This is a genomic window from Paenibacillus sp. yr247, from assembly GCF_900103825.1.
GTDB lineage: Bacteria > Bacillota > Bacilli > Paenibacillales > NBRC-103111 > Paenibacillus_E.
The window spans coordinates 715,750-732,637 of record NZ_FNIF01000001.1; the positions used below are offsets into that span (position 1 = coordinate 715,750).

General features: G+C 41.5%; 21 protein-coding genes. All 21 read left to right on the forward strand.

Annotation, left to right across the window (positions count from 1 at the left end; translation table 11 throughout):
- Positions 1-12: 12 nt before the first annotated feature.
- Positions 13-321 (forward strand): flagellar hook-basal body complex protein FliE, encoded by a 309-nt coding sequence (fliE, locus tag BLT91_RS03330; RefSeq protein ID WP_090816523.1) that lies wholly within the window; start codon positions 13-15, stop codon positions 319-321.
- A gap of 43 nt (positions 322-364) precedes the next feature.
- Positions 365-1,945, forward strand: a complete 1,581-nt coding sequence (gene fliF, locus BLT91_RS03335) for a flagellar basal-body MS-ring/collar protein FliF (protein WP_090816526.1) — start codon at positions 365-367, stop codon at positions 1,943-1,945.
- Between the two features lie 12 nt (positions 1,946-1,957).
- Positions 1,958-2,974 (forward strand): flagellar motor switch protein FliG, encoded by a 1,017-nt coding sequence (fliG, locus tag BLT91_RS03340; protein ID WP_090816528.1) that lies wholly within the window; start codon positions 1,958-1,960, stop codon positions 2,972-2,974.
- Complete coding sequence (locus BLT91_RS03345) at positions 2,967-3,800, forward strand: FliH/SctL family protein (RefSeq protein WP_090816530.1); 834 nt, start codon at positions 2,967-2,969, stop codon at positions 3,798-3,800. The genes fliG and BLT91_RS03345 overlap by 8 nt, the downstream gene beginning before the upstream one ends.
- On the forward strand, positions 3,797-5,122 hold the full coding sequence (fliI, locus tag BLT91_RS03350) for a flagellar protein export ATPase FliI (protein ID WP_090816533.1): 1,326 nt from the start codon (positions 3,797-3,799) through the stop codon (positions 5,120-5,122). The genes BLT91_RS03345 and fliI overlap by 4 nt, the downstream gene beginning before the upstream one ends.
- A 9-nt stretch (positions 5,123-5,131) precedes the next feature.
- Positions 5,132-5,575 (forward strand): flagellar export protein FliJ, encoded by a 444-nt coding sequence (gene fliJ / locus BLT91_RS03355; protein WP_090816535.1) that lies wholly within the window; start codon positions 5,132-5,134, stop codon positions 5,573-5,575.
- 24 nt (positions 5,576-5,599) lie between these two features.
- The gene (locus BLT91_RS03360) at positions 5,600-6,514 is read left to right on the forward strand and encodes a MotE family protein (RefSeq protein WP_090816537.1); all 915 of its coding nucleotides are present in this window, start codon (positions 5,600-5,602) and stop codon (positions 6,512-6,514) included.
- A gap of 33 nt (positions 6,515-6,547) precedes the next feature.
- A complete protein-coding gene (locus tag BLT91_RS03365) occupies positions 6,548-7,966 on the forward strand; it encodes a flagellar hook-length control protein FliK (protein WP_175532064.1) in 1,419 nt (472 codons plus the stop codon).
- A gap of 71 nt (positions 7,967-8,037) precedes the next feature.
- Positions 8,038-8,445 (forward strand): flagellar hook capping FlgD N-terminal domain-containing protein, encoded by a 408-nt coding sequence (locus BLT91_RS03370; RefSeq protein WP_254776788.1) that lies wholly within the window; start codon positions 8,038-8,040, stop codon positions 8,443-8,445.
- A complete protein-coding gene (locus BLT91_RS03375) occupies positions 8,442-8,828 on the forward strand; it encodes a TIGR02530 family flagellar biosynthesis protein (protein ID WP_090816541.1) in 387 nt (128 codons plus the stop codon). The genes BLT91_RS03370 and BLT91_RS03375 overlap by 4 nt, the downstream gene beginning before the upstream one ends.
- 89 nt (positions 8,829-8,917) lie before the next feature.
- A complete protein-coding gene (gene flgG, locus BLT91_RS03380; RefSeq protein ID WP_090816543.1) occupies positions 8,918-9,739 on the forward strand; it encodes a flagellar basal body rod protein FlgG in 822 nt (273 codons plus the stop codon).
- Between the two features lie 61 nt (positions 9,740-9,800).
- The gene (locus BLT91_RS03385; RefSeq protein WP_090816544.1) at positions 9,801-10,022 is read left to right on the forward strand and encodes a flagellar FlbD family protein; all 222 of its coding nucleotides are present in this window, start codon (positions 9,801-9,803) and stop codon (positions 10,020-10,022) included.
- Entirely contained in the window at positions 10,023-10,508 is a 486-nt protein-coding gene (locus tag BLT91_RS03390) for a flagellar basal body-associated FliL family protein (protein ID WP_090816546.1), read from the forward strand.
- Positions 10,509-10,543: 35 nt separating this feature from the next.
- Positions 10,544-11,542 (forward strand): flagellar motor switch protein FliM, encoded by a 999-nt coding sequence (fliM, locus tag BLT91_RS03395; RefSeq protein ID WP_090816548.1) that lies wholly within the window; start codon positions 10,544-10,546, stop codon positions 11,540-11,542.
- Positions 11,532-12,812: a flagellar motor switch phosphatase FliY gene (fliY, locus tag BLT91_RS03400; RefSeq protein WP_090816550.1), complete on the forward strand. Its 1,281-nt coding sequence runs from the start codon at positions 11,532-11,534 to the stop codon at positions 12,810-12,812. Before fliM ends, fliY begins: the two co-directional genes overlap by 11 nt.
- Positions 12,813-12,836: 24 nt before the next feature.
- Entirely contained in the window at positions 12,837-13,199 is a 363-nt protein-coding gene (locus BLT91_RS03405) for a response regulator (RefSeq protein ID WP_028558282.1), read from the forward strand.
- Between the two features lie 102 nt (positions 13,200-13,301).
- On the forward strand, positions 13,302-13,877 hold the full coding sequence (locus BLT91_RS03410; protein WP_175532065.1) for a flagellar biosynthetic protein FliO: 576 nt from the start codon (positions 13,302-13,304) through the stop codon (positions 13,875-13,877).
- A complete protein-coding gene (fliP, locus tag BLT91_RS03415) occupies positions 13,874-14,647 on the forward strand; it encodes a flagellar type III secretion system pore protein FliP (protein ID WP_090816554.1) in 774 nt (257 codons plus the stop codon). The genes BLT91_RS03410 and fliP overlap by 4 nt, the downstream gene beginning before the upstream one ends.
- A 37-nt stretch (positions 14,648-14,684) precedes the next feature.
- A complete protein-coding gene (gene fliQ, locus BLT91_RS03420; RefSeq protein ID WP_090816556.1) occupies positions 14,685-14,954 on the forward strand; it encodes a flagellar biosynthesis protein FliQ in 270 nt (89 codons plus the stop codon).
- 12 nt (positions 14,955-14,966) lie between these two features.
- Positions 14,967-15,764, forward strand: a complete 798-nt coding sequence (gene fliR, locus BLT91_RS03425; protein ID WP_090816559.1) for a flagellar biosynthetic protein FliR — start codon at positions 14,967-14,969, stop codon at positions 15,762-15,764.
- 14 nt (positions 15,765-15,778) lie between these two features.
- Positions 15,779-16,873 (forward strand): flagellar biosynthesis protein FlhB, encoded by a 1,095-nt coding sequence (gene flhB / locus BLT91_RS03430; protein WP_090816560.1) that lies wholly within the window; start codon positions 15,779-15,781, stop codon positions 16,871-16,873.
- The last annotated feature ends 15 nt before the right edge of the window (positions 16,874-16,888 follow it).

Here is a 16,888-nt window from a genome sequence, read left to right on the forward strand (position 1 = left end):
GGAGGTTGCATCATGATTGACAAAATAAGTTACAGTCCACTAAATATTATGAGTTCAGTTCAACCAAAGGATAACTCCGGTGAAGGGGCTGCTGATCTTGGTAAACGTTTTGGTTCTTTCCTTAATGAGGCAATGACAAACTTAAATACGCAACAACATCAAGTTGACCAGTTAAATCAGAGTTTCATCAAAGGTGAGCTTTCCGATGTACATCAACTGACGATTGCCTCCGAGAAAGCATCGTTAGGTCTTGAACTGACTGTACAAGTCAGAAACAAAGTCCTTGAGACTTACCAAGAGATGATGAGAATGCAGCTGTGATTCAGTTAAATGCTGCTAAACTTTGGTTCGATGAGGTGACAGAGTGAACGAGAACCTGCTCCAGTACTGGGAAAAGGTGAAGCAATATTGGAATCAATATAGTAGAACAACGAAAATCACTTTTATAGCAACGGTTTTGCTACTGATTCTTACTGCGGCAATTATAAGTGTTAATCTATCAAAGACGGAGTATTCCTTGGCATTTACAGAACTACAGCCAAGCGACGCTTCTGCAATTAAAGGTTATCTGGATACAGCTAAGATTCCTTATAAGCTTAGCGCTGATGGTAAAAGTATCGAAGTGCCTACAAGTGAAGTCGCGAATGTAAAGCTTGGGGTTGAATCACAAGGTTTAAATAAGAACGGTTCCTTAGGCTTCGGCGCTTTTAGCAACAGCAGTTCATTTGGTATCACAGATAACGAATTTAAAGTGAAATACTTGAACGCAATTCAAGGTGAACTACAACAGTTGATTAATTCTAATCAAGCGATTGGAAGTTCCAAAGTATTGATTTCACTTCCTGAAGAAGGTCCGTTTTTACAACAGCAGCAAGAGAAGGCAACGGCATCTGTTGTTCTTCAAATGAAGCAAGGTTACACGATGGATCAAGCAAAAATTGATACGATTTATAACTTAGTTTCTCATAGTGTTAAGAATCTCCCTTTGGAGAATATCACCATCTCAGATCAATATGGACAAAGTCTAGTATCTTCTAAAGCCGGTGGACCGTCATCTGCGAGTCTAGTTACGAGTCAATCCGAAATTAATAATCAATTCCGGAGTGATTTGCAAAAAAACATCAATAATATGCTCGGCACCATGTTTGGCCGCGACAAGGTGAATGTTAGTGTTTTCTCAACAATGAACTTTGATCAGAAGAAAAGCAAAGAACAGCTTGTCAGTGCACCTAATCAAGTGGATCAAAAAGGTTTGGAAATTTCCTTGCAGGAAGCAAGTGAGTCGTATCAGAACAACGGAGCTGCTGCAGGTGGTGTGCCAGGTACTGGAACGACGGATGTTCCAGGCTATCCGGGATCATCCAATTCAGGGAAGTCAAACTCAGAAAAAAATAATAAGACAGTTAACTATGAAGTGAACCGAATTACGAACGATATTATCGCTACGCCATATGTTGTGAAAGATTTAAGTATTAATGTAGGGATTGAACCTCCGGTTAAAGATGATCCCAATTCTTTAACGCCTGAGACCAAAGCTGCAGTGCAAAGTGCCTTAGTCAATATTGTAAGGACAGCACTGGCAGATAACAAAGTCACTTATACAGACGAAGAATTGCAGAAAAAAGTTACCGTGTTTGCACACTCTTTTGCAAGACCTACTGATACACTAGCATCCAAAACAACTACATACTTGACCTATGCAGGTTTGGCATTGGCGGCGCTTGCTATTGGAGCCATTGCTGGATTTGCAATCAGAAGACGCAAAAAAGCTGCGCAGCAAGTAGAACAAGAAATGAATATTGCGGCGAAAAAAGCACAGCTTCCAACAATTGATATTGAAAATGTAACTAATGACAATCAAGTGCGTAAGCAGCTGGAAACACTTGCGAAAAAGCGGCCAGAAGACTTTGTCAATTTGCTTCGTACTTGGTTAGTAGACGAATAGAGGTGCACTTGTATGGCCAAAGCTGCTCTGCAAGGGTTAACCGGACGACAAAAGGCAGCCATACTTTTGATCAGTTTAGGCCCTGAGGTGTCCGCTCAAATATTTAAACACTTGCGAGAAGAAGAAATTGAGCAGTTAACGCTTGAAATTGCAAATGTTAGAAAAGTAGATTCCTTTGAAAAAGAATCCATTCTATCTGAATTTCATCAAATCTGCTTAGCACAAGAGTTCATCTCTCAAGGTGGTATTGCTTACGCTAAAGATATTTTGGAAAAGGCGTTGGGTTCACAGAAAGCACTCGATATCATCAATCGTTTGACGGCAACTCTACAAGTGAGACCTTTCGATTTTGCTAGAAAAGCAGATCCTGCCCAAATTCTCAACTTTATACAAAATGAGAATTCGCAGACGATCGCGCTGGTATTATCTTACTTGCAAGCGGATCAAGCTTCCATAATTCTGTCTTCATTGCCGCAAGAGAAACAAGCTGATGTTGCCAAGCGTATCGCACTCATGGATAGCACATCACCTGAAGTTATTAGCCAGGTAGAACGTGTGCTTGAACAAAAGCTTTCTTCTACGGTAACTCAGGATTACACAAATGCTGGCGGTATTGCTTCAATCGTACAAATTCTGAATGGTGTCGATCGGGGTACAGAACGTACCATACTTGATTCACTTGAAATTCAGGATCCGGAACTTGCAGAAGAAATCAAGAAACGGATGTTCGTCTTCGAGGACATTGTCAATATCGACAATCGTTCAATACAGCGGATTATTCGTGATATTGAAAATGCTGATTTGCAGCTTGCGCTTAAAGTTGCAAGCGAAGAAGTTCGTGATGTATTGTTCAAAAACATGTCCAAGCGTATGGCAGAAACCTTCAAAGAAGAAATGGAATTCATGGGTCCTGTACGTTTGCGAGATGTTGAAGAAGCCCAAACAAGAATTGTTGCTACGATTCGCCGCTTAGAAGAATCTGGTGAAATCATCATCGCACGTGGTGGAGGAGATGATATTATTGTCTAATGTCATTAAATCATTTGCTTATTTTCCGTTAGATGATAAGAAATTAGTTGAAACGATCTCACCGCTACAATTATTGCGTGCAGGTATGTTGGCAAATGACAGTGTTCAATTGACCCCTGAGCAGCAACAGGAACTATCAGAAGCAACTAGTATGAAGGAGCAGATCCTTCAAGACGCTGAGGCTTTTGCGAATGAACAAATTCATCAAGCTTTGCAAGATTGTGCTGAGCTCCGAGAACAAACGCAAGCAGAAATCAACAGCTGGTGGGAAACTCGACGTACTGAAGATGAAGAGCACATCGCCTTATCGAGACAGTCCGGTTATGAGGAAGGATACAAGCAGGGGATTGCTCAAGCAGAAGAAGTGCTTAGACAAGAGTACGGAGAGATGTTGTCCGAGGCTCAAGTGATTTTAGAGCAATCCTACAAACTGAAGCAACAAATCATTCAAGAATCCGAACCATTTTTAATAGAGCTAAGTACGTCTATTGCTGAAAAAGTGATTGGGCGACAGTTAACTTTACATCCGGAGTGGGTCATTGATTTGATTCGTACGGTACTTTCACGCAGAAGAGAAAAAGGAATTATCGCACTTTGTGTATCACCGTCACAGTTCGCATACATACAAGATGCACGTGAAGAATTGCTAACTTCAATTGATTCACAAGCAGAACTGCAAATTATCCCAGATTCAACAGTACAAGATCGCGGATGTGTGATTCGCTCCTCATTTGGAAGCATTGATGCCAGAATTGATACTCAGCTTAAGGAAATTAAGTCAGCATTACAGCAATTGGCCACTCAAAGCGAGGGAATCGGATCATGAGCAGCACGCATCCAAAAGCTGATAAATACAAAGAGCATCTGCATACGATCGATCCGATTCGTGTAAATGGAAAAGTGACCCAAGTGATTGGGTTGACCGTTGAATCGGAAGGTCCTGATGTAAGTATTGGCGATCTATGCTACATATATCCACACAAGTCGAACAAGCCGTTAAAAGCAGAAGTCGTTGGATTTCGCAGTAATAAAGTCGTTCTGATGCCACTAGGTGATTTGGATTCAATAGGTCCTGGATGCGATGTCGTTGGTACCGGAAAGCCGCTTACAGTCCAGGTAGGACATGAACTTCTGGGTAAGGTATTAGACGGCTTGGGGCAACCCTTGGATGGGTCATTTCTGCCTTCTAGAATGGCACAATATTCAACGAATAATGCGCCAGGAAACCCACTATCTCGTCCTCGAGTTCTGAACCCAATCTCGGTTGGTGTTCGTTGCATCGACGGATTATTGACAATCGGTAAAGGTCAGCGTGTCGGTATTTTCGCTGGTTCAGGTGTAGGTAAAAGTACCCTTTTGGGGATGATTGCCCGTAATACTTCAGCTGATGTCAACGTAATTGCTCTTATTGGTGAGCGGGGTAGAGAGGTTCTAGACTTCATCGAAAGAGATTTAGGTCCTGAGGGACTAGCTAGATCTGTTGTGATCGTTGCAACGTCAGATCAGCCTGCATTGATTCGAATCAAAGGTGCAATGATTGCTACAAGTATTGCTGAGTATTTTCGAGATCGCGGTCTAAATGTCATGATGATGATGGATTCAGTCACTCGGTTTGCTATGGCACAGCGTGAAGTTGGACTTGCTGTTGGAGAACCGCCCGCTACAAGGGGGTATACACCTTCAGTTTTTGCAATGCTTCCGCGGCTATTAGAGCGCTCAGGTACTGGTCCCAAAGGGTCCATTACCGCATTCTATACAGTGCTCGTAGATGGTGATGACATGAATGAGCCAATCGCTGATGCGGTGCGAGGTATTTTGGACGGACATATTGTCCTGAACCGCAACATTGCGAACAAAGGTCATTACCCAGCTATCGACGTATTATCCAGTATAAGTCGAGTCATGAAAGAAATTGTTCCTACTGAACATATGGAAGCTGCTGATCAATTAAAGCGACTTCTTTCCATATATAAGGATTCGGAAGATCTGATCAATATTGGGGCGTACCAAAAGGGTTCTAATCCAAATATTGATATTGCCTTGGATAATATTGAGGCCATATGGGATTTCACGAAGCAAAAAACGATTGAAAAGTTAACCTATGAAGAAGCTCAAGAACGTTTGATTCATGAATTTTATAAGGGATGAGGGTCCTGAATGAATTTTCGCTATTCTTTCCAGCAAATTGTCAATTTGAAAAACAATGAAAAAACACAGGCGGAGTGGATACTGTCTGAGGCAATGGGGCAACTACGGAACGAAGAAACGAGTTTGCATGGATTGTTTGAGCAAAAAGAAAACCTTCATAACGAAATGGCCGATGTATCTAGCGGCTCGGTACCCATTTCCAGGATGTTGATGATGCAGAGCTATATGAATCATGTTGACCAGCAGATTGCTCGTAAGCATCGGGATGTGCAGCAAGCACAACGTGTCGTGCTCAAAAAGCAGGAACATCTCTCGGAAAGAATGATTGAAGAGAAGGCTTGGACGAAAGCAAGAGAGAAGGCTTACAACCAATTTCAATCTTTTGTCGCGAAAAAAGAGCAAGAAGCTCTTGATGAAATGGCGACAAACCGTTTCAAACGGCTAACGTATTGAGGAAGGTAAAGGAGGGAAAAGGAGATGGCCGATACAAGCATAGAGGGTGCATCTTATAGTGCACTGGAGCGGTTTTTGATATGGTTTGTCATCCCCTTTGTGTTTACGGCAGTTCTGCTCTTCGTGCTGCTGTCCATCTTTGACTATGATGTCAAGAGCAGCATTCAGAAAGCGCTGCATAATACACCGGTCATCGGGACGATTGTTCCTGCTCCCAAGGAAAAAAGCGTTGCGATCAGTTCTGGTAAGACACAGACTTCTGAACAAAGTATCAAATACAAGGATGATGAGATTACGAGGTTGAACGCGAGAGTTACAGAGCTTCAATCGGCTTTGCAAAAAGCGGATTCGACATCCGAGCAAAAGGATCTTTCCTTGAAAGATGCTCATACGAAGCTGACTGAACTCGAAGAGAAGCTGAAGAATAAGACGCAAACCGAGGAAGAATATAATAATCAAATTTCACAACTTGCGAATATGTATGCAAAAATGAACCCAAGTAAAGCTGCTCCTATCATTGAAGCGTTAACACCTAAAGAAATGGTGCTCGTATTTTCTATGATGAAAACAGATAGTCGTGGCGCGATTCTTGAAAAGATGGATGCCACTAAAGCAGCAGAAGCTTCAATAGGGATTAAAGATATTGTTCCTATTCGCGACAAAGAAATTGCCGCATTGCAAGAAAGATTAGCAACGAATGGCGCTAACTCACCAAAGGCCATCACATCAGTTAGTAAAACAGATCTAGGGCAAACATTTGCCAACATGACTCCTAAAAGTGCATCCAATGTTCTGCTGGAAATGAATAAATCTAACCCTGAAAAAGTGTTAGCCATACTCAGTGGGATGGATAATGCTTCTCGATCCAAGGTGATGTCTTCTTTATCGGACGCGAATAAGGAAATCGCAGCTTCAATTACAGCCAAACTTGTTCAGTAGATGACATTGATTTCACGAAGGGAGGTGAAAAAAATGGATGTACAAATGCCAACAGTTCCAAAAGCAAACAATGCTGCTTCAACAGCAACAGGTAAAATGGCTGCGACTGAAATGGCTTCCAAAGATACTTTTAATCAAGTATTGGACGGTCAAATTGTACAAGAGACTACTTCCGGAGATGAGAATGCTTCAGATCCAACGCTCTCGCTGAACATGCTGCTACAAATGCTTCAAAGTTTGGTATTGCCCCTACAAGGAACTGCTATGCAGGAAGTCAAACAAGGAACTGAAGATCAACCTCTCCCAGAAATGCTTTTGGAGGCAATGAACAGTAATCCTGCACTAGCCGATCAATTATTGCAAGACCCAAAAGTAAAGAAATGGTTTGATGATGCTCAGCAATTAATACATACTCTTGGTGATGCTCAATCCAACGTGGCATTCACAGTGCCGAATGCTTTGAATCTTCAATCAGCAGATACTTTAAACTTACAAACTCAGAATACGTTGTTAACGCTAGCTTCTTTATCCAAGCAACAGCCTGATAATCCGATTGTGAAGTTTTTAAACCAGGATTTACAAAATACGATCCAACCATTGCTTCCGGATATTATGGCGACTCTGAAGGGACCTGCATCAGTATCGAGTCCTTCCGAAACTTTGGTTGAGGGAAGTAAGACCGAAATTACTCCTGTCGACAGATCTAATCATCACAAGCGTACGAATAAGCTTACTGCTGAACAGAAGATGGATGGAGAACAATTTACAATCGTACAACCAACAAAGTCCAAACTTGAGCTTCTAGCTATCAAGAATGTACTTCAGGCTCCTGTTGTTGATTCAGAGAAAACCTCTGAGGAAGCTTTGGTAGCACTTCAAGATTTACCAACAGAAACTGGTACTTCAGCTAATACTGTCGTTACAATCGGTGACCTTCAGAAAGCACAACTGGCTACTACTGCTGTTGATAAAGCAGCTACTACAACAATCAATGCTGCGAATTTTTCAGAAGAGATGACAGAGCATGTGTTGAAGAACATGAAAATTACCATGGCCGGTGGTTTTTCTGAAGCCAAACTTTCATTGTTCCCCAAAAATCTCGGACATATTGATGTAAGAATATCGATGCAGGATGGGCAACTGATTGCTCAATTTGCAGCTGATTCCTTAGCAGGAAAGCAAATGCTGGAAAATCAGCTTCCGCAGTTGAGACAAGCTCTTCAAACACAAGGTTTACAAGTGGAGAAGCTTGAGGTTACTCAAAATCAAAACATGCAATCCAGTATGTTCCAAGAACAACGTCAACAGCAAACATTTAGTCAATCACAGCGTCAAAATAAAAATCGTTCAGGCAACTACGGAGTTGATTCAATTGATTTCAATCAAGAGATTGAAAATGTTGCACAAATCCGAACAGCAGTTAATGGTAACTCCTTCGATGTTATAGCCTAATAGGCAACTTATGTGAAGCAGGTGGAGGTGAAAGTGTGGCTACAAGCCCAATCGTAGGTAATGTCACGGATTTGATCAATACGGGGAAAAATACGAAAAGCAAAGATAAAGACAACAATACATTAGGTAAGGATGATTTCCTTAAAATCTTGATTACACAACTTCAAAATCAAGATCCAACACAACCTCTACAGGATAAAGAGTTTATCGCGCAAATGGCCCAGTTCACATCGGTGGAGCAGTTGACCAATATGGCTGGAGAAATGAAGCTGATGCGTCAATCTCTTGGTTTTGTATCTGGTTTGATTGGTAAATCCATCACATGGACGGAAATTGACTCAACTGGCGCATCTGTTGAGAAATCTGGTGTTGTTGATTCCATCTCGTTTAAAGATGGGAATCAGTTTGCTAATGTGAAGGGAGTGGAAGTTTCTCTAGACAAGCTCAAGAAAATTGAGAATGTTGGAGAAAAAAAATGACGGAGAGAATATCCATAGGGCAGCTTTATCCTAATGCGGTTTCTCCGGCGTCTACGAGACGAACTCCTGTTCAGCAACCGGTATCCACATCCGATAACCCTACATTTCAAAAACTATTTCAGGAGCAGTTTGTTCGTTTCAGTCATCATGCAGAGGTTAGACTCAAGGAGAGAGGCATTCAATTAAAGCCTGAGCAATTGAATAAACTTAGCAATGCTATTGATAAGGTAGCCGCTAAAGGAGCTAAGGATGCTCTTATGATTCTTGGTGGCAATGCATTAATTGTAAATGTTCCTAACCGAATTGTTGTGACGGCGCTTGATGGAAACTCCATGAGTGAACATGTTTTCACACAAATAGATAGTGCTATTATTATCTCTTAACTATCAGGCTCGACCGTGCAGGAAGCCTAGGGCTGTGGAACGAATGAAGCAGCTCATTATATTTTAAATCCGATTAGGAGGCCTATTAAATGCTAAGATCCTTATACTCAGGTGTTTCAGGTATGCGTGGTTTTCAAACGAAATTAGATGTTATCGGTAATAATATCGCAAACGTAAATACCATCGGATTCAAAGGCGGCCGTGTTATGTTTAAAGACATTCTCAGTCAAACCGTTGCAGGAGTTAGTGCTCCTGACGCGAACCGCGGTGGTGTAAATGCTCAACAAGTTGGCTTAGGTGTAAGTATAGCGGCGATCGACACTGTTCATACGCAAGGTAGTGCGATGACTACAAACGTCCCGACTGATTTGCGCGTTAATGGCGATGGATTCTTTGCCGTTGGGACTACGGAGCAAGTTGACGCGCCTTACTTGACAAGGGCAGGTAACTTCACCGTAGATCCATCCAGAAACCTTGTAAATGCAGAAGGGCTACATGTTATGGGGGCTGATGGTGCAGGTCCAATCGTCATTCCAGATGACATCGTTTCATTCTCTATCGCACAAAATGGTGATATCATCGGTGTTAACAGCACAGGAGCAACTGTAACAACAGGTCAAAAAGTGGGTGTTGTTAAAGTGGTCAATCCTTCTGGTCTTGAGAAAATTGGCGGCAATTTGTATCGTATGACAGCTAATGCCAATCCTGATGGTACGATTGCAGTTGGCGCAGCTGGTGACCCTACAACAGGTACTGGTACACTTATTTCGGGTCAACTGGAGATGTCCAATGTTGACTTAACTGGCGAATTCACGGAAATGATTATCGCACAACGTGGTTTCCAAGCGAATTCTCGGATTATCACAACTTCCGATGAAGTACTTCAAGAAGTAGTTAATCTTAAACATTAATCTTTACTTAATGTGAAAGAGGGGAGCTAGTCTCCCCTTATCCTGATACAGGAGGAGAAGCATGATTTCTCTCACTCGGTTAAACGGTAAAGGCATTATCCTGAATGCTATTTTGATCGAACTTATTGAAGAAACTCCAGACACAATGATTACATTGACAACGGGAAAGAAAATCACCGTTCTCGAAAAGGCAGAGGTTGTGGTAAGCTTAGTGCGGACCTACATGCAGGAGATTGGCTCAGTTCGAGCGACAATAAAGTCCAGGGATGCGGAGGGTTCGTAAGTGTTTAAGAACAAAATTTTTATACTCAGTGTCTCCATTTTAATTGCGATTACACTGATTTTGACGGCTGCATTTGTTTTGTGGAACTTTATGGAGAAAAATAATCAATCCAAAGATCCTGCGGTACAAGCCCAAGAGGCCGTTGCAAGTGTGAAACCAACTAAAGCGCCATCTGCTGAAGCTGTAAAGGCAAACACAGCAATTATTAAAGATATTTTGACGAATTTATCTGGTGGTCAAAATTTTATTAAAATTAGCTTCGCTTTTGAATTAGAAAACTCGAAGGCTAAGACGGAGTTTGATAGTTTGCTGGATTCTGCGGTTAAAGGCACAATTGTACAAGCTCTCGGAGATTTATCTAAGGAACAAATTGAAGGCAGCAAAGGCTCGGATAGTTTGACATCAACATTAATGAACAAACTAAACCCATTGCTACATGAAGGTAAAATTAAACAAATTTGGATAACCGATAAAGTACTTCAATAACTCGCTTTTGATTTTGCTTAAAGGAGGTGACTCGAATGGTTGATGTTCTATCGCAAAATGAGATCGATGCCTTGCTAGCTGCTTTGTCCTCTGGCGAAATGGATGCGGATGAACTTAAAAAAGAGGAAACGCAGAAAAAGGTAAGGGCTTATGACTTTAAGAGAGCAGTACGTTTCTCTAAGGACCATATTCGAAGCTTAACCCGGATTCATGAAAACTTTGCGCGATTTTTAACAACGTATTTTTCTGCTCAGCTTCGTACGTTTGTACAAATCAGTGTTGTCCAGGTTGAACAATTACCCTACGACGAATTTATTCGTTCGATCCCGAAAATGACCATTTTGAACATCTTTGAAGCGGAGCCTTTAGAGGGTCGAATGGTGCTTGAGGTTCATCCCAATGTCGCGTTTGCTATGTTGGACCGTTTGTTAGGCGGTGCAGGTACTACTCCAACTAAAATTAATGCTTTAACTGAGATAGAAACGATTGTGATGGAACGAATTTTTAGCAGAGCATTCGATAGTTTACAAGAGGCATGGAAGACTGTCATAGATATTCAACCTCGATTAGAGGCTCTTGAAACGAATCCGCAGTTTATGCAGATCGTTTCACCCAATGAAACCATTGCCCTGATATCCTTGAGCACCAAAATCGGTGATACAACAGGGATGATCAACTTATGTATCCCGCACGTGGTTATCGAGCCGATTATGCCTCGACTTTCTGTACATCATTGGTTTGTTTCACAGAAAAAGACGAGAGCACCTGAAGAAGTGGAAGCACTTCAATCGCGCTTGGAAAAAACCAAGTTGCCTCTCATTGCAGAATTGGGTTCGTCCGAAATTTCAATACGTGATTTCCTTGGCTTAAGCGCTGGCGATGTAATCCCGCTGCATAAATCCGTCGAAGATTCGCTTCAAGTCAAAGTGGGCGAGAAGCTGAAATATCTCGGAAGCCCTGGTACCTTAAAAGGGAAGATGGCTGTACAAATTACAGAAATCGTAAATGAAGGAGAAGAAGATTATGACGAATAACAGAGATTATTTGTCCCAGGAAGAGATCGATGCTTTGTTGAGACAGTCATCGGACGATAGTTCAGCCTCTTCTTTTCATGGGCCTCCTCAAGTTGAAGATTATTTATCTTCGTTAGAGCAGGATGCACTTGGTGAAATTGGTAACATCACTTTCGGTAGTGCAGCCACAGCTCTTTCGACATTGCTTGGAAAGAAAGTAGAAATTACGACGCCAAAGGTTTCTATTATCGGTAGAGATGAATTGGAAGAGGAGTTTCCAAAACCTCATGTAGCTGTTCATGTGAATTATGTTGACGGCTTTGATGGCATTAATTTACTTGTCATTAAAACACGTGATGCCCAAGTCATTGCTGACTTAATGATGGGTGGAGACGGTACTGGCGGAGATGAAAATCTCAGTGAAATTCACATAAGCGCCGTGCAAGAAGCAATGAATCAGATGATGGGTTCTTCGGCAACGTCGATGTCTACCATCTTTAATCGATTTGTCAATATCTCTCCTCCAGGAATCGACATATTAAATTTGTCGAAAGGAGAAGGAAAACTACCCGACGAGGACGTATTTATAAAGATATCGTTCCGACTGATCATTGGCGATCTTATTGATTCTAACATCATGCAATTATTACCTGTTCCTTTCGCCAAAGAAATGGTATCGATCCTCATGGGTGGTGATTCTGATTCTTCGATGGAGGCTGCACCTGCTGTACAAGCACCTGCACCGTCATCAGTACCTAAGCAGGAAGTCCATACACCGCCACCTGCAGCTGCGCAGCCAATGTATGAGCAGCCGGTGTACCAACAGCAGCAGCCCGTTTATGAACAACCCATGTATCAGCAGCCTCCAATGGGACAGCCCATGTATCCACCACAGCAACCGATGTATACACCACAGCAACCCATGTATCAGCAGCCTCCGGCAGCTTATGGTGGAATGCCGAATCGCAATGTAAATGTTCAACCCGTTCAATTTGGACATTTACAATCAGATTCAATGGTACATACGGATGAAACGAATCTTAATTTGCTACTGGATATACCTCTTAAGGTGACTGTAGAATTAGGCAGAACACAAAAGGTGATTAAAGACATCTTGGAACTGTCCCAGGGATCGATTATCGAGTTGGATAAGCTCGCAGGTGAGCCTGTAGACATTTTGGTAAATAATAAGCTAATTGCCAAAGGCGAAGTCGTTGTCATCGATGAAAACTTTGGGGTTCGTGTTACAGACATTGTGAACCAATGGGAACGAATTCAAAAGTTACAATAATTTAATTTTAGGGGGACTTTATTCATGGCTAACCGTATTCTTATTGTTGATGATGCTGCATTTATGAGAATGATGATTCGTGATATTTTATCTAAAAATGGTTACGAGGTTTGTGGAGAAGCGAATGATGGAGCTCAAGCCATCGAAAAATACAAAGAATTGAAACCTGACCTCATTACAATGGATATTACGATGCCTGAAATGGATGGCATTCAAGCATTGAAAGAAATCAAGAAAATTGAACCAAATGCTAAAGTTATTATGTGTTCAGCGATGGGGCAGCAAGCTATGGTTATCGATGCTATTCAAGCGGGCGCTAAGGACTTTATCGTGAAGCCATTCCAAGCAGACCGTGTTATTGAAGCGATTAAAAAGACTCTAGGTTAAGCCGTCCATGCTCGGTTGAGTCTTACATAAACCGAAAGGGATGTCACTATGAGAAGACTCCAATCGAAAAGACTTTTTACTGTTTTACTTTGTGTAGTCGCTATGATGTACTCTAAGTCCGTAAGTTTTGCCGAAACAGAGCCAGGACAAGGTATTCCAACATCTGAATTTCCGACTACCGATTCATTTGACTCTTTTGGAATGATTGTGAAGGTCATTTTCTTTCTTGTATTAATTATTCTCCTATTTTTTGTACTTATAAAGTATATCGCTAAGAAAAATAAGGGAACTATGTTCGGGAACTCGATTCGGTCTTTAGGTGGGGTTCCCCTTGGTCAAAACAAATCGATTCAAATTGTTGAAATTGGTCATTCGCTCTTCGTGGTTGGCGTCGGTGAAAACATCCAGTTGCTGGATAAAATCAATGACGCCGATGAAGTAGCATTCATTTCGGAATTACTTAGTTCTTCTCAGGATGACCGAGTGGGTTTCGGAACACTAAGTAATTGGATCAGTAAGCTGTCGGTTAGAAAGAAAGACATCGAGGAGGAAGTAGAAATTACTTCTTCATTTCAACAAGTGTTTCACGATAAGCTGCAAAAAGTGACAAACCGTAATAGAAATGCCCACGAATGGCTTTCTGATCAAAAACAAACAGATCGGTTGAATGATGAATGAAAAGAAATAAATTAGTTCTTACGCTTTTGCTTGTGTTGATTTCAGTGTTCCTGATCTCTTTGACAGCATCAGCTGCGGAGACAGATCCCAACAATCCGATTCCAGGATTAAATGTGAACATTGGGACCGGAGGCACTGCCGGCGGATCATCCAACACAGTAACTTTATTGCTATTATTAACTGTATTAAGTCTTGCACCATCTTTTCTCATTCTAATGACTAGTTTCACGCGTATTGTCATTGTACTTGGTTTCGTTCGTACATCACTTGGAACTCAGCAGATGCCACCTAATCAGGTTCTAATCGGACTAGCTCTGTTTTTAACCTTTTTTATTATGTCTCCAACTTTGAGCGAGGTTAATCAGACAGCACTGCAGCCTTATTTGAAGGGTGAAATTAATCAGACCCAGGCTTTTCAGAAAGCATCCCTACCCATGAAGAAGTTTATGTTCAAGCATACGCGACAAAAGGATTTAAAGTTGTTCTTGGACTATACCAAAGCTAAAGCACCTACGGGCGTAGAAGATATTCCGATTACTACATTAGTTCCGGCATATGCGATTAGTGAACTGAAATCAGCTTTTCAGATGGGGTTCATGATATTCATTCCATTCCTAGTCATTGATATGGTTGTTTCTAGTACCTTGATGGCAATGGGGATGATGATGTTACCGCCTGTTATGATCTCATTACCCTTTAAGATTCTACTTTTCATTCTAGTAGATGGTTGGTATCTTGTGGTGAGATCATTACTCCTAAGCTACGGTTAAGCTACGGTTGAGGATCAAGATATCGGAGGTTTCCTAAATGGGCTCGGAATTTGTAATACGAATTGCTGGTGAAGCGGTCTATACCGTGCTTAAAGCAAGCGCACCCATGCTTATTATTGGGCTTTTAGTTGGTCTTATCATAAGTATTTTTCAAGCAACAACACAAATTCAAGAACAAACCTTAGCTTTTGTTCCCAAAATTGTTGCAGTTCTGCTGTCCATCTTAATCTTTGGACCTTGGATTATGAATACTTTGGTTGACTTTACTTTTAACTTACTCAACAACCTTTACAAATTCGTTGGATAGGTTGTGAGCGATATGACCATGTTTTTTCAAGTTATCCCTATTTTTTTGCTTATCTTTTGTCGAATTACATCGTTCTTTGTCGTGGTACCGATTTTATCTTCAAGAAATGTTCCAATGATGTTCAAAATCGGTCTTTCTCTATTTATCTCATTTCTTATCTTCGCGAGCATGGGGCAGGGGAAACCCATTCCCATGGATGGTGAATACGTCCTGTTGATCATTCGTGAAATGCTAGTTGGTGTTTTGCTTGGTTTTCTCGCCTATATCTTTTTTACGGTTATCCAGACAGCCGGTTCTTTCATGGACATGCAAATCGGTTTCAGTATGGCGAGTGTGATTGATCCTTTGACCGGGGTATCTACCCCAATGTTAGGAAACCTCAAGTATATGATCGCTGTGCTGCTCTTCTTATCTTTTGATGGTCATCATTATTTGATCAGAGCCATTATGGATAGTTACCGGTGGGTACCGCTAGACAATCAACTGTTTACACGCATCTACAACGGTCAAATTTCGGATTTCTTGTTTCACTCACTGTCCAAAATGTTTTATCTCTCATTCCAACTCGCTGCTCCTATTATAGCAGCCCTTTTTTTGACAGATTTAGGGTTAGGGCTCTTAACGAGGGTAGCTCCGCAATTCAATATTTTTGTTGTTGGCGCACCTTTAAAAATGATTCTGGGCTTTTTCTTGTTAGTTTTACTATTCCCGGAATTGATTTCACAATTTCAAAATTTATTTGCAACAATTTTTGATTACATGGAGAAGTTGCTCCAACTCATTAGCGGTACACAGCAACCAGCTCCCTAAGTAGGAGGAAAGCCGTGTCCCACTCATTTCGCTTACAGCTCGATTTACAATGGTTTGCTGGTGAAAAGACGGAACCTGCTACGGCGAAGAAAAGGCAAGATGCTCGTAAAAAGGGTCAAGTTGCTAAAAGTATGGACTTACCTGCGGCGCTCATCTTACTCTTTTCATTCTTGTCGTTCCTCATGTTTGGCGGTTATATGAAAGAGAAGTTGGTAAACATCTTCCGCAACGTATATGAGAATCAGCTCACCATGGATATTACGGCTGGGAACGTTCAAGTCTTGTTCTTAAATTTAATTACTCAAGGTTTGATCATATTAGCTCCTATTTTCATCTTAGTTGTGTTAATAGCTTTCATTGGCAACTATGCACAAATTGGCTTTATGTTCATTGGCGACCCCTTGATGATGAAGTTTGAAAAGATTAATCCGATCGCTGGGTTTAAACGAATTTTTTCATTACGGACGGTTATGGATTTTCTGAAGTCAACAATGAAGATGTTAATTATCGGTTATGTTGTTTACACGACATTGATGGGGGAAAAGGCTAAACTGCTTGGTCTAGGCCATGCTCCGCTGGAGAGTACATTTTCATTCATTGCTTCGGTTACGCTCTCACTAGGAATCAAAATCGGTGCCATTTTAATTGTGCTTGCCATTATTGACTACATTTATCAAAAGTATGAGTACGAAAAAAGTCTTAAAATGTCCAAACAGGACATTAAAGACGAGTACAAGAAGAGTGAAGGAGACCCTCTTATCAAAGGGAAGATCCGCGCGAAGCAGCGTCAGATGGCGATGCAGCGCATGATGCAAGAAGTTCCAAAAGCAGACGTTATTATTACAAATCCAACCCACTTTGCTGTTGCTTTGAAATATGATTCAAACAATATGCAGGCCCCGACGGTCATTGCTAAAGGTGCCGATTATGTTGCTTTGAAAATAAAAGAAGTGGCCAAGAAAAACGGTGTCATGACGATGGAAAACAAACCGCTTGCTCGAGCGATCTTTGCACAGGTGGAGATTGGTGAATCGATTCCCGCTGAGCTGTTCCAGGCTGTCGCAGAAGTATTGGCGTATGTATATAAAGTTAAGGGCAAGACGAATTAATGAGAAGGGAGGTAC

Excerpts from the sequence above, each read along its gene's own strand:
- BLT91_RS03360 (WP_090816537.1), top strand. The coding sequence starts at position 5,600 with ATGGCCGATACAAGCATAGAGGGTGCATCTTATAGTGCACTGGAGCGG.
- fliQ (WP_090816556.1), top strand. The coding sequence starts at position 14,685 with ATGGGCTCGGAATTTGTAATACGAATTGCTGGTGAAGCGGTCTATACC.
- fliM (WP_090816548.1), top strand. The coding sequence starts at position 10,544 with ATGGTTGATGTTCTATCGCAAAATGAGATCGATGCCTTGCTAGCTGCT.
- fliE (WP_090816523.1), top strand. The coding sequence starts at position 13 with ATGATTGACAAAATAAGTTACAGTCCACTAAATATTATGAGTTCAGTT.
- BLT91_RS03410 (WP_175532065.1), top strand. The coding sequence starts at position 13,302 with ATGATGTACTCTAAGTCCGTAAGTTTTGCCGAAACAGAGCCAGGACAA.
- fliY (WP_090816550.1), top strand. The coding sequence starts at position 11,532 with ATGACGAATAACAGAGATTATTTGTCCCAGGAAGAGATCGATGCTTTG.
- BLT91_RS03375 (WP_090816541.1), top strand. The coding sequence starts at position 8,442 with ATGACGGAGAGAATATCCATAGGGCAGCTTTATCCTAATGCGGTTTCT.
- BLT91_RS03405 (WP_028558282.1), top strand. The coding sequence starts at position 12,837 with ATGGCTAACCGTATTCTTATTGTTGATGATGCTGCATTTATGAGAATG.
- flgG (WP_090816543.1), top strand. The coding sequence starts at position 8,918 with ATGCTAAGATCCTTATACTCAGGTGTTTCAGGTATGCGTGGTTTTCAA.
- fliI (WP_090816533.1), top strand. The coding sequence starts at position 3,797 with ATGAGCAGCACGCATCCAAAAGCTGATAAATACAAAGAGCATCTGCAT.
- fliJ (WP_090816535.1), top strand. The coding sequence starts at position 5,132 with ATGAATTTTCGCTATTCTTTCCAGCAAATTGTCAATTTGAAAAACAAT.
- BLT91_RS03365 (WP_175532064.1), top strand. The coding sequence starts at position 6,548 with ATGGATGTACAAATGCCAACAGTTCCAAAAGCAAACAATGCTGCTTCA.
- fliP (WP_090816554.1), top strand. The coding sequence starts at position 13,874 with ATGAAAAGAAATAAATTAGTTCTTACGCTTTTGCTTGTGTTGATTTCA.
- fliR (WP_090816559.1), top strand. The coding sequence starts at position 14,967 with ATGACCATGTTTTTTCAAGTTATCCCTATTTTTTTGCTTATCTTTTGT.
- fliG (WP_090816528.1), top strand. The coding sequence starts at position 1,958 with ATGGCCAAAGCTGCTCTGCAAGGGTTAACCGGACGACAAAAGGCAGCC.
- BLT91_RS03385 (WP_090816544.1), top strand. The coding sequence starts at position 9,801 with ATGATTTCTCTCACTCGGTTAAACGGTAAAGGCATTATCCTGAATGCT.